The organism is uncultured Methylibium sp. (genome assembly GCF_902826655.1).
In the GTDB taxonomy this organism is placed as follows: domain Bacteria; phylum Pseudomonadota; class Gammaproteobacteria; order Burkholderiales; family Burkholderiaceae_C; genus Methylibium.
Genome location: NZ_CADEFR010000086.1, coordinates 1 through 11,087 on the forward strand (window position 1 = coordinate 1; position 11,087 = coordinate 11,087).

Here is an 11,087-nt window from a genome sequence, read left to right on the forward strand (position 1 = left end):
TCGGCAGCGCGTCGAGCGCGGTCTTCGCGTGCCACCAGGTGTCGGCGACGACCGCGACCGCGCGCGCGCCGACGCGCACCACCTGCTTCACGCCCGGACGACCCAGCACCGCGGCCTCGTCCACGCTCGCCAGTTTGCCGCCGACCACCGGGCAGGCGCGGATCGCCGCGTTCAGCATGCCGGGCAACTGGAGATCGCTGGCGTAGACCTGCGCGCCGGTGGTCTTGTCGACGGTGTCCAGCCGCGCGAGTCGCCGGCCGGCGAGCTTCCAGGCCTTCGGGTCGCGCAGGGGCAACTTGCCGGGCGGTGGCGTCAGCGTGGCGGCGGTGGCGGCCACCTGGCCGTAGGTGGTGCGACGTCCGCTGGGCGTGTGCGTGATCGTGCCGCGCTCGGCGCTGCACTCCGAGGCCGGCAGCTGCCACTCGTAGGCGGCAGCCTGGACGAGCAGCCAGCGCGCCGTGGCGCCGGCCTGGCGCAGCGTCTCGTGCGAGCCGCGGATGCTGCCGCTGCCGATGGTCGCCATGCTGCCCCAGGCACGCTGGCGCGCGAGGTTGCGCCCGGGGGTCGGGTACTCGGTCTTCACGCGGGCCCAGTCGCAGTCCAGTTCCTCGGCCACCAGCTGGGCCAGGCCGGTCAGCGCGCCCTGGCCCATCTCCGAGCGCGCGATGCGCACGATCACCGTGTCGTCGGGCTGGACCACGACCCAGGCGTTGACCTCCGGCGGGTCGCCCGCGCCGGGGCCGGTCGCGCGACTGCGCTGCAGCCGCATGCCGACCACCAGGCTGCCGGCGACGGCGGCCGCGGCCGCGCCGCCGATGAACAGTCGGCGCGTCCAGCGAGGGGCGGTGGGGTCCTTCATGGGTACTGGGAACCGAGCATGTCACACCGCGGGCGCCGTCACGGCCGCACGGCCGGGGCCTCGACCTTCAGGCCGCGCGCGCGCTGCGCGAGGTAGAGCTCCAGGTCGATCAGCGCCGGCGCACCCCAGTCGTGCGGCTCGGCGCGCACGCCGGTCATGCAATTGCGCAAGCGCCGCTGCAGCGAACCGAGCGACTGCCACTCCAGCCGGTACAGCGGGTAGCCGTTGGGGTGCCCCTCGGGGATGCGGCTGCCGCCGAGCCGGCTGCCGGCGTGCTGGTCGTGGCACTGCGCGCACGACAGGTCGAGCTGGCCGATGCGCTGGCGGAACAGCGCCTCGCCGCGGGCGCGCGCCGGGGCCAGGCGCGCGTCGGTCGGCGGCGCGAGCGGCAGGCCGCGCGACTGGTGCGCCACGTAGGCCTCCAGGGCCAGGGCTTCGGCGCTCTCGGGCTTCGATGGCGCCTGGCCCTGCGCGCGCGTGCGGCAGGCCTCGATGCGGCCGCGCAGGTCGATCGGCCGGCGGCTCGCCGCGTCGTAGGCCGGATAGCGCGCGGCGACGCCGCGCATCGAGGTCGTCGCGTCGCCGTGGCAGCTGGCGCAGGCGCGCTGCCGCGAGCCCGCCGGCCGGCGCCACAGCGCCTCGCCGTCGGCCACCCACAGCATGCCGGGGTTCGCGCTGTCGTCGCGCTGCATCGCCTGCAGCTCGGTACTCATGTCGGCCGCGCCCGAGCGCGGGCCGTCGGCCGCCGGCGCGGCGCTGCCCAGGCCCACCGCGAGGACCACCACGCCGGCGCGACCGAGGAGACGTCTCATGCGACCGTGATCGCCACCGTCTCGGTCTGCGCGAAGCCGTTGTCGCCTTCCCAGCGCAGGCTCAGCGTGCCGCTCGCGGTCGCGACGGTGGTGAAGACGAGATAGGGGTTCGCGGCGATGGCCGGGAACAGCTCGGCCTCGAACACGCGCTCGCCGTCGTGGTCGCAGCGCAGGCGGCGGATGATGTCGCGCGGCACGAGCCGGCCCTGGCCGTCGTTGCGGTGGCCGGTCTCCATCGGATGCGCGATCAGCGTGCGGATCTCGATGATCTCGCCGCGCTTCGCGGTCTTCGGGGCGGTGATCAGGGCGCGCGCCATCGGGCCTCCGTCATTCGATGCAGGCGGCCAGCGTCACGATGACGTCGACGCGCCGCGACCACACCGAGCCGTCGCTCATCTCGGCCAGCGCCACCAGCTGCTGCGAGGTCGCGAGCCGGATGCGCGTGGCGATGCTGGCGCGGCCGGCGTGCGGGCCGAGGTGGAAGACCGCGACCTCGCGCTGCGGATTGCGCTCGTTGAACAGCGCGATGCGCTTCACGTGGTCGGTGGCGCTCATCGGGCTGTCGACGCCGACCGAGACCGGCACCGCGTTGCCGTTCTCCACCAGCGGCGCGATGTCCAGCGTCACGCGGCCGACCTGCACCGCCGCGGCGCCGGCGAAGCCGCGGATCGCGGCCTCCAGCTCGGCGGCGTCGGCCGCGGCCGGCCGCCACCACAGCGCCAGCGGTGCGGCCGCACCGGCGACGATCAGGCGGCGACGCGGGATCGATGCAGGTCGCGGAGTCAACTCAATCCTTCAAGCTCATCAGGAACGCCACCACGTCCTCGATCTGCTGCGCATCGAGGATGGGGCGGCCTTGCCAGGCGCTGCCCACGCGCTGCAGGCCGTCGGCACGGTGATAGGACGGCATCAGGCTGGCCGGGTTCAATCGCCGCGAGTCGACGAGGCGCAGGCGCAGCCGCCCGGCGTCGAGCCGGCTGCCGGCACCGGCCAGGCTGGGCGCGAGATCGCCCTGGAAGGGCTCCTCGGGGAAGGGGCCGCTGTGGCACAGCAGGCACAGCCCGACGCGCCGGTCGGCGACGATCGCGCGGCCACGCGCCGCGTCGCCGGGCGCCGCCGTCAACGGTGACGGGATCGCGTCGCCGACGACGACGGGCGCGGCCACCTGGGCCGCCGCTGCCACCACCGCCGTCGTCAGACCGACGCCCGCCAGGATGCCGCGGGCCCGCGCCATCGCCGCGACCTCACGCCCGCTTCAGGTCGTGGTGCTTCAGCGGCAGGTCGCGGATGCGCTTGCCGGTGGCCGCGAAGATCGCGTTCAGCACGGCCGGCGCCGCCACGGCGATGGTCGGCTCGCCGACGCCGCCCCAGAAGCCGCCCGAGGGCACGATCACCGTCTCGACCCTGGGCATCTCGTCCATCTTCAGCACCGGGTAGGTGTGGAAGTTGTCCTGCTCGATGCGGCCGCCCTTGACCGTGCACTCGCCGTACAGCGCCGCCGACAGGCCGTAGACGAAGCTGCCCTCGACCTGCGCCTCGATCTGCTGCGGGTTGACCGCGTGGCCGCAGTCGGTGGCCGCGACGATGCGGTGGACCTTGAGCTTGCCGTCGTCGGCGACCGAGACCTCGGCCACCGCCGCCACGTAGCTGCCGAAGCCCATGGTCTGCGCGATGCCGCGGAACTGGCCCTTGGGCAGCGGCTTGCCCCAGCCGGCGCGCTCGGCGGCGGCGTTCAGCACGGCCAGGTGCTTGGGATGGCCGGCCATCAGCTTGCGTCGCAGCGCCAGCGGATCCTGCTTCGTCGCGTGCGCGACCTCGTCGAGGAAGCACTCGAGGTAGATCGCGTTCTGGTTGAGGTTGACGCCGCGCCAGAAACCCGGCGGCACCGGCGGGTTGCGCATCGCGTGGTCGATCAGCAGGTGCGGGAAGCCGTAGCCGATCGAGGCCTCCGGCCCCGGCGGGTTGAGACCCTGGAAGACCACCGGGTCCTTGCCGTCCTTGATGTTCTGCGGCAAGATCGCCGCGACGATGGACTGGCCCGAGATGCGCATCGTCAGCGCCTCGATGTTGCCTTGCGCGTCCAGCCCGGCCTGCAGCTTGCACTGCGTGATCGGGTGGAAGCGGCCGTGCACCATGTCCTCCTCGCGCGACCAGATCAGCTTGACCGGCGTGCCCGGCAGCTCCCTGGCGATCGCGACGGCCTGGCGCACCCAGTCGTGCACCGCGCCACGCCGGCCGAAGCCGCCGCCCAGGTGCAGCTTGTAGACCTCGCACTGCGCCGGCGGCAGGCCCGAGGACTCGGCCGCGGCGGCCAGTGCCGCCTCGCCGTTCTGCGTCGGCGTCCAGACCTCGCAGCGCGCCGGCGTGCCGCCCGCGGCCGGCGTGAACTTCGCCGTCGCGTTCATCGTCTCCATCGTCGCGTGGTTCTGGAACGGGTAGCTGTAGACCGCCTCCAGCCTGCGCGCCGACCTGGCCAGCGTCGCCTTCGCGTCGCCGTTGCTGTTGCCGACGACGGCGTCGTTGGCGTCCAGCCCGGCCTTCAGCATCTGCGCGATGCTGGCGCTGGACACGCCGGCGTTCGGGCCTTCGTCCCACTGGATCGGCAGCACGTCGAGCGCGGTCTTCGCGTGCCACCAGGTGTCGGCGACGACCGCCACCGCGCTGTCGCCGACCCGCACCACCTTCTTCACGCCGGGGCGCTTGAGCACCGCGGCCTCGTCGATGCTCTTCACCTTGCCGCCGAACACCGGGCAGTCCCTGATCGCGGCGTTGAGCAGGCCGGGCAGCTGCAGGTCGGTGCCGTAGACCTGCGCGCCGGTGGTCTTGTCGACCGTGTCGAGCCGCGCCAGGCGCTTGCCGGCGAGCTTCCAGTCCTTGGGGTCCTTCAGCTTCACCTCGGCCGGTGGCGCCAGCCTGCCGGCGGCCGCGGCGACCTTGCCGTAGCTGGTGCGGCGCCCGCTGGCAGCGTGGCTGATCACGCTGGCGGCGGCGGTGCATTCGGCAGCCGGCACTTTCCATTCGTCGGCCGCAGCCTGCACGAGCATCATCCGCGCCGCCGCGCCGCCCTTGCGCACGTAGTCGTGCGACTCGCGGATGCCGCGGCTGCCGCCGGTCGAGAAGTTGCCCCAGGCGCGGTTGCGCGCCAGGTTCTGGCCGGGCGTCGGGTACTCGGTCGTGACCTTGGCCCAGTCGCAGTCCAGCTCCTCGGCCACCAGCTGCGCCAGGCCGGTCAGCGAGCCCTGGCCCATCTCGGAGCGGGCGATGCGGATCACCACCGTGTCGTCGGGCTTCACGACGACCCAGGCGTTGATCTCGGGCGCGGCCGGCGCGCCTTGCGCCGCCGCGGTGCCGGCGAAGGGAATGTGGAAGCCGACGACCAGGCCGCCGGCCGTGGCCGCCGAGCTGCCGAGGAAGCGACGGCGCGTCAGGGTGGCGCTGCTCATGCGGCACCTCCGTTCGCATCGGCCCGCGCGATGTGGACGATGTCCAGCCCGGCCCGCTTGACGTCGCCGCCGGCGGCCACGACCTTGATCGCGGCGCGCACGCGGTTGTAGGTGCCGCAGCGGCAGATGTTGGTCATCGCCGCGTCGATGTCGGCGTCGGTCGGGTTGGGCTTGTCCTTGAGCAGCGCGGTGGCCGCCATGATCATGCCGCTCTGGCAGTAGCCGCACTGCGGCACGTCGAGCGCAGCCCAGGCCTTCTGCACCGGGTGCGAGCCGTCCCTGGACAGGCCTTCGATGGTGACGACCTTCGCGCTCGCGTCGACCGTCGACACCGGCCGCACGCAGCTGCGCGTCGGCACGCCGTCGATGTGCACCGTGCAGGCGCCGCACTGCGCGATGCCGCAGCCGTACTTGGTGCCGGTCAGGCCGAGCTGCTCGCGCAGCACCCACAGCAGCGGGGTATCGGGCTCGATCTCGAACTCGCGCACCGCACCGTTGACATTCAATCGCGCCATCGTGTGACTCCTGGGAGGGGTGTACCGCGGGTCCGCGTGCCGGACCTCGACGTCATCGTGGCACGCAGCTTAAGTCCGTGCGTCGTGGTCGAACATGACGATCACGTAATGCGTGGTCGCTACGCGAACAACCAGCGCGCCAGCGGCGGCAGCAGCAGGGCACCGGCCACGGCGTGCAGGCCCATCGCGAGGCTGGCGTAGGCGCCGGCGCGCGGGTTCACCGACCAGGCCCGAGCGGTGCCGATGCCGTGCGCCGCCAGGCCGACGGCAAAGCCGCGCGCCGCCCAGTCGCGCACGCGCAGCGCGTCGAGCAGGGGCGTGACGACCAGCGCGCCGACGATGCCGGTGGTGACGGTGAACACCGCTGCGAGCGTGGTCGAGCCGCCGGCCTGCTCGGCCACGCCCATCGCGATCGGCGCGGTCACCGACTTGGGCAGCAGCGACGCCAGGATCAGCGTCGAGCCGCCCAGCGCCCAGGCCACGCCGAGCGCGACCGCCACCGATGCCGAGGCGCCGAGGCCCAGCGCCATCAGCAGCGCGCCGGCGCGCTCGCGCAGCTCGGGCCACAGGCGGGCCAGCGGCACGGCGAGCGCGACGGTCGCCGTGCCCACCAGGAAGTGCACGAACTGCGCGCCCTCGAAGTAGCGCCGGTACGGTGTGCCGGTGGCCCACAGCACCGCGATGATCGCCAGCACCGACCACAGCACCGGGTTGGCGAGCGGATGGCGGCCGCTGCGCGCCGACAGCTGGTCGGCCAGCACGTAGACCCCGAGCGTGAGCGTCAGCCCGAAGAGCGGCGTCGCGGCCAGGTAGACCCAGACCTCCGACAGCGGCTCGAGCGCACCGACCAGGCCGGTCGGCAGGCGCAGCGGCGCGTCAGCCATCGCGCGGCTCCGGTTCCCGCGGGCCGGGCGGCGGGCCGAGGCGGGTCTTCAGGAACCAGGCCGTGACCGCGATCGCCGCGACGGTGCTGGCGACGATGGCGATGATCCACGCCAGGCCCTCGCGCGCCAGCGGCTCCCAGTACAGCATCACGCCGACCGCGGCCGGGATGAAGAAGATCGACAGGTGGGCCAGCAGGCCGTCGGCGGCCTCGGCCAGCGGGGCCCAGATCGCCGCGCTGCGGCGCTGGCGCCAGACCAGCACCGCCAGCAGCGCCACGAGGCCGATCACCGGCCCCGGCACCGGCGCGTGCGTCAGCTGGGCGATCGCCTCGCCGAGCGACTGGAACAGCAGCAGCAGCGCCAGGCCCTGGACCACGCCGGGCTCAGGCAGCGGCCTGCACGTCGGCCATCGCCGCGACCACCTGCGCCACCGCGGCGGTCAGCTTCTTGCCGTAGGGCACGTGCAGGAATTCGTTCGGCCCGTGGGCGTTGCTCTTGGGGCCGAGCACGCCGCAGACCATCATCTGCGCCTTCGGGAAGCCCTTCTGCAGCAGGCTCATCAGCGGGATCGTGCCGCCCTGGCCGATGGTGCCGCAGGGCGCGCCGTAGTGGGTCTGCGAGGCGCGCTGCAGCGCGGACTCGAGCCAGGGCGCGATGGGCGGCGCGTTCCAGCCGGTCGCGCCCCAGGCGCCGACGCGGCCGTCGGGCGCGAAGGTGACCTTGGCGTTGTAGGGCGCGTTGTCCTCGAGCAGCGCCTTCAGCTTCACGGCCGCCTCGTGGCCGTCGACCAGCGGCGGCAGGCGCAGGCTCAGCTTGAAGGCGGTGAAGGGGCGCAGCACGTTGCCGGCGTCGCCGATGGCGGGCAGGCCCTCGGCACCGGTGACGCTGAGCGTGGGCCGCCAGGTGCGGTTGATCAGCGCCTCGGTCGCGTCGGTGGTGGTCGGCAGCACCGGGCCGCCGTCGGCGCCGCAGGCCCAGGGGAAGCGCTTCCACACCTCGTCGCCCAGCACGCGCGCGGTCTCGCGTGCCTGCGCGATGCGCTCGGCCGGGATCTCGCAGTGCAGGCTCTGCGGCAGCAGGCGGCCGGTGGCACTGTCCTCCAGGCGGTCGAGCAGCTGGCGCAGGATGCGCAGGCTCGACGGCACGACGCCGCTGGAATCGCCCGAGTGCACGCCTTCGGTCAGCACCTCGACCCGCAGCTTGCCGGTGACGTTGCCGCGCAGACTGCTGGTGAGCCAGAGCTGGTCGTAGTTGCCGGCGCCGGAGTCGAGGCACACCACCAGCGCGACGTCGCCGAGCCGCGACTTCAGCGCATCGATGTAGGCCGGCAGGTCGCCCGAGCCCGATTCCTCGCAGGTCTCGATCAGGCCGACGCAGCGCGGGCGTACGACGCCACGATCCCGGCCCTGCGCGTCCAGCGCCTGCAGCGCCGTGACCGCCGCGTAGACCGCGTAGCCGTCGTCGGCACCACCGCGGCCGTAGAGCAGGCCGTTCTCGTACTTCGGCGTCCAGGGCCCGAGGTCGCCGCGCCAGCCGCTGAACTCGGGCTGCTTGTCGAGATGGCCGTAGAGCAGCACGGTCGGCGCGCCGGCCTCGTTGCCGCCGGGCACGGTGGCGGGCAGCTCGAAGAAGATCACCGGCGTGCGCGGTGAGCCGTCGGTGTCGGTGAGCCGGATCACCTCGAGCTTCAGGCCGGGCAGCTTGCGCGCCTCGACCCAGGCCGCGGCGCGCTGCACGACGCGTTCGATGTGGCCGTGCGCGGCCCAGTCGGCGTCGAACAGCGGGCTCTTGGCCGGGACGGCGATGTAGTCGGTGAGTTCGGGGACGATCTCGCGGTCCCAGGCGCCGTCGACGGCGGCTTGCAGGGCGGCGGCATCGAGGCCGGGCAGGCGTTCGGGCGCATTCATGGCAGCGGCGCTCGTGGCGCGTCGGTGAAGCTGCGACGAGTATAGGAAGACGGGTGGCGAAGGCAGCCTCCGATGCTTCGCACGGCAAGCATTTGCGATGGCCGTCGCGACTGCTGACAGGTGCTGCAACAAGGGCTTGCGCCACGCAAGGGGATTACTTCGCAAGTCATCGCTTGATGACCCGAGAGTCATTAACATGCTGCCTTGCAACAAGACGGCGCGTCGGTCATCCACCGAACGCACGCGGCAGGGAGGTCTCGCGGTCGCAAGCGGCGAATCTCCCGCCACCGTCACCCGTCCACATCGTCGACACAAGGGTGTTCCATGCGCGAACCGGCTGCCTCGTCTCTCTTTGCCGTCCTTCCCCGGGCTTTCACACCGACGCGGCTGGCCCTGCTGGGTCTCGCGCTCGGCATCGCGTCCTGGCTGGCCGCATGCGGCAAGTCGGCCGAAGCCCAGGGCGGCCCGCCGCCGGCGATGCCGGTGAGCGTCGCGCCCGCGGTCCAGCGCTCGGTGTCCGACAACGAGGAGTTCAGCGGCCGGCTCGAGGCCACCGAGTTCGTCGAGCTGCGTCCGCGCGTGGCCGGCACGATCGATCGCGTGCACTTCGTCGACGGCGCGCTGGTCACCAAGGGCCAGCTGCTGTTCACGATCGACCCGCGGCCCTTCGCCGCGGCGGCCGCGCAGGCCGAGTCGCAACTCGTCGCCGCCCGGGCGCGTGCCGACCTGGCCAGCAGCGAGCTGGCGCGCGCGCAGAAGCTGCTCGACTCGAAGGCCGTGTCGCGCCAGGAGTTCGACCAGCTCAGCTCGGGCTCGCGCACCAGCGAAGCCGACATCAAGGCGGCCGAGGCGGCCTTGCGCGCCTCGCGCCTCAACATCGAGTACGCCGCGGTGCGCGCGCCGATCGCCGGCCGCGTCTCGCGCGCCAACGTGACGGCCGGCAACCTGGTCAACGAGCAGGTCGTGCTGACCTCGATCGCCGGCGTGTCCAGGGTCTACGCCTACTTCGACGGCAGCGAGCAGACCTACCTGCGCATCAAGGCGGCGGGCGAGAAGGCGCCGGCGGTGCGCATGGGCCTGGCCAACGAGGCCGGCTTCCCGCACGCCGGCAAGGTCGACTTCGTCGACAACCGCCTCAACCCGCAGACCGGCGCGATCCGCATGCGCGCCAGCTTCGACAACGCCAAGGGCCAGTTCACGCCGGGCCTCGCGGCCAAGCTGACGATGGCCACCAGCGCGCCGTACACCGCGGTGATGGTGCCCGAGCGCGCCATCGGCACCGACCAGAGCAAGAAGTTCGTCTACGTCGTCGGCGAAGGCGGCCAGCCGCAGTTCCGCGAGATCAAGCCGGGCGCGCTGGTCGAGGGCATGCGCGTCGTGCAGAACGGCAGCGTCAAGCCGGGCGAGAACGTCATCGTCGACGGCCTGCAGCGCGTGATTCCCGGCATGCCGGTGGCGCCGCAGGTGCTGAAGGTCGACGAGAAGGGCATGCCGATCTTTCCGGCGCCGGCGGCCGGCCCCAAAGGCTGAGAAAGCGTGAAGCCCTGGCATCGGGACCCGATCTGCCAGGACTTTGACCGCGGGTGCCTTGCTGCGCAACGGCTACCGCGACTGATCGTTTAGTGAGGTCCCGATGGACATCTCCCGCTTCTTCATCGACCGCCCGCGCTTTGCCGGGGTGCTGTCGATCTTCGTCTTCCTCGTCGGCCTGCTGGCGATCTTCAACCTGCCGATCTCGGAGTACCCCGAGGTCGCGCCGCCGCAGATCGTGGTGCGGGCCCAGTACCCGGGCGCCAACCCGCGCGTGATCTCCGAGACGGTGGCGACGCCGCTGGAAGAGCAGATCAGCGGCATCGAGAACCTGCTGTACTTCGACTCGCAGGGCACGGCCGACGGCGCGATGACGCTGACCGTCACCTTCAAGATCGGCACCGACCCCGAGGCCGCCGAGACCGCGGTGCAGAACCGCATCAACCGCGCGCTGCCGCGACTGCCCGAGATCACGCGCCAGATCGGCGTGACGACCGAGAAGTCCAGCCCCAACCTGACGATGGTGGTCCACCTCGTCAGCCCGGACAACAGCCGCGACGCGCTCTACCTGCGCAACTACGGTCAGCTCAACGTGCGCGACGAGATGCTGCGCATCCCCGGCATGGGCTCGGTGCTGCTGTTCGGTGCCGGCGACTACGCGATGCGCATCTGGCTCGATCCGGGCAAGCTGGCCGCGCGCGGCATCACGAGCAGCGAGGTGATCGCCGCGATCCGCGAGCAGAACGCCCAGGTCGCCGCCGGCACCGTGGGCGCGCCGCCCTCGCCGCCGGGCACCGAGTTCCAGCTCGCCGTCAACACGCAGGGGCGCCTGACGAGCGAGGAGGAGTTCGCCGACATCATCGTGCGCACCGAGCCGGCGACCGGCGGCCTGATCCGCATTCGCGACCTCGGCCGCGTCGAGCTGTCCGGCAACACCTACGCGCTGCGCAGCCTGCTCAACAACAAGGAGGCGGCGGCGATCGCGGTGTTCCAGGCGCCGGGCTCCAATGCGCTGGCGCTGTCGAACAACGTGCGCAAGACGATGGAACGGTTGAAGCCCTCGTTCCCGCAGGGCATGGACTACGCCATCGTCTACGACCCGACGCGCTTCGTGCAGACCTCGATCGAGAAGGTCGT

At 72.5% G+C, this 11,087-nt stretch carries 12 protein-coding genes; 2 read left to right on the top strand and 10 right to left on the bottom strand.

Features of this window, described 5'->3' with window-relative positions:
• The 10 genes from QZV97_RS19225 to QZV97_RS19270 form a co-directional block, all read right to left on the bottom strand.
• Nucleotides 1-859 (bottom strand): molybdopterin cofactor-binding domain-containing protein (locus tag QZV97_RS19225; RefSeq protein WP_295646556.1); only part of this gene is annotated, 859 nt, incomplete at its 3' end.
• A 38-nt stretch (nt 860-897) separates the two neighbouring features.
• Nucleotides 898-1,671, bottom strand: coding sequence for a sulfur oxidation c-type cytochrome SoxA (gene soxA / locus QZV97_RS19230; RefSeq protein WP_295646558.1), 774 nt, complete (start codon nt 1,669-1,671; stop codon nt 898-900).
• Nucleotides 1,668-1,988, bottom strand: coding sequence for a thiosulfate oxidation carrier complex protein SoxZ (gene soxZ, locus QZV97_RS19235; protein ID WP_295646559.1), 321 nt, complete (start codon nt 1,986-1,988; stop codon nt 1,668-1,670). Before soxZ ends, soxA begins: the two co-directional genes overlap by 4 nt.
• A 10-nt stretch (nt 1,989-1,998) precedes the next feature.
• Nucleotides 1,999-2,457 (bottom strand): SoxY-related AACIE arm protein, encoded by a 459-nt coding sequence (locus QZV97_RS19240; RefSeq protein ID WP_295646562.1) that lies wholly within the window; start codon nt 2,455-2,457, stop codon nt 1,999-2,001.
• A gap of 1 nt (nt 2,458) precedes the next feature.
• Nucleotides 2,459-2,905: a sulfur oxidation c-type cytochrome SoxX gene (soxX, locus tag QZV97_RS19245; RefSeq protein ID WP_295646564.1), complete on the bottom strand. Its 447-nt coding sequence runs from the start codon at nt 2,903-2,905 to the stop codon at nt 2,459-2,461.
• Nucleotides 2,906-2,915: 10 nt separating this feature from the next.
• Nucleotides 2,916-5,114 (bottom strand): molybdopterin cofactor-binding domain-containing protein, encoded by a 2,199-nt coding sequence (locus QZV97_RS19250; protein ID WP_295646565.1) that lies wholly within the window; start codon nt 5,112-5,114, stop codon nt 2,916-2,918.
• Nucleotides 5,111-5,629, bottom strand: coding sequence for a (2Fe-2S)-binding protein (locus QZV97_RS19255; RefSeq protein ID WP_295646567.1), 519 nt, complete (start codon nt 5,627-5,629; stop codon nt 5,111-5,113). The genes QZV97_RS19250 and QZV97_RS19255 overlap by 4 nt, the downstream gene beginning before the upstream one ends.
• 119 nt (nt 5,630-5,748) lie before the next feature.
• Complete coding sequence (locus tag QZV97_RS19260; RefSeq protein ID WP_295646570.1) at nt 5,749-6,513, bottom strand: LrgB family protein; 765 nt, start codon at nt 6,511-6,513, stop codon at nt 5,749-5,751.
• Nucleotides 6,506-6,889 (bottom strand): CidA/LrgA family protein, encoded by a 384-nt coding sequence (locus QZV97_RS19265; RefSeq protein WP_295646572.1) that lies wholly within the window; start codon nt 6,887-6,889, stop codon nt 6,506-6,508. The genes QZV97_RS19260 and QZV97_RS19265 overlap by 8 nt, the downstream gene beginning before the upstream one ends.
• 7 nt (nt 6,890-6,896) lie before the next feature.
• Nucleotides 6,897-8,420, bottom strand: a complete 1,524-nt coding sequence (locus QZV97_RS19270; protein ID WP_295646574.1) for a M20 family metallopeptidase — start codon at nt 8,418-8,420, stop codon at nt 6,897-6,899.
• Nucleotides 8,421-8,744: 324 nt separating this feature from the next.
• On the opposite strand from QZV97_RS19270, the gene QZV97_RS19275 reads away from it, so the two are divergent.
• Complete coding sequence (locus QZV97_RS19275) at nt 8,745-9,950, top strand: efflux RND transporter periplasmic adaptor subunit (RefSeq protein WP_295646577.1); 1,206 nt, start codon at nt 8,745-8,747, stop codon at nt 9,948-9,950.
• A gap of 103 nt (nt 9,951-10,053) precedes the next feature.
• Nucleotides 10,054-11,087, top strand: a 1,034-nt coding sequence (locus QZV97_RS19280; RefSeq protein ID WP_295646580.1) for an efflux RND transporter permease subunit, incomplete at its 3' end; no start/stop codon positions are given.

Excerpts from the sequence above, each read along its gene's own strand:
- soxA (WP_295646558.1), bottom strand. The coding sequence starts at position 1,671 with ATGAGACGTCTCCTCGGTCGCGCCGGCGTGGTGGTCCTCGCGGTGGGC.
- soxZ (WP_295646559.1), bottom strand. The coding sequence starts at position 1,988 with ATGGCGCGCGCCCTGATCACCGCCCCGAAGACCGCGAAGCGCGGCGAG.
- soxX (WP_295646564.1), bottom strand. The coding sequence starts at position 2,905 with ATGGCGCGGGCCCGCGGCATCCTGGCGGGCGTCGGTCTGACGACGGCG.
- QZV97_RS19250 (WP_295646565.1), bottom strand. The coding sequence starts at position 5,114 with ATGAGCAGCGCCACCCTGACGCGCCGTCGCTTCCTCGGCAGCTCGGCG.
- QZV97_RS19255 (WP_295646567.1), bottom strand. The coding sequence starts at position 5,629 with ATGGCGCGATTGAATGTCAACGGTGCGGTGCGCGAGTTCGAGATCGAG.
- QZV97_RS19260 (WP_295646570.1), bottom strand. The coding sequence starts at position 6,513 with ATGGCTGACGCGCCGCTGCGCCTGCCGACCGGCCTGGTCGGTGCGCTC.
- QZV97_RS19270 (WP_295646574.1), bottom strand. The coding sequence starts at position 8,420 with ATGAATGCGCCCGAACGCCTGCCCGGCCTCGATGCCGCCGCCCTGCAA.
- QZV97_RS19275 (WP_295646577.1), top strand. The coding sequence starts at position 8,745 with ATGCGCGAACCGGCTGCCTCGTCTCTCTTTGCCGTCCTTCCCCGGGCT.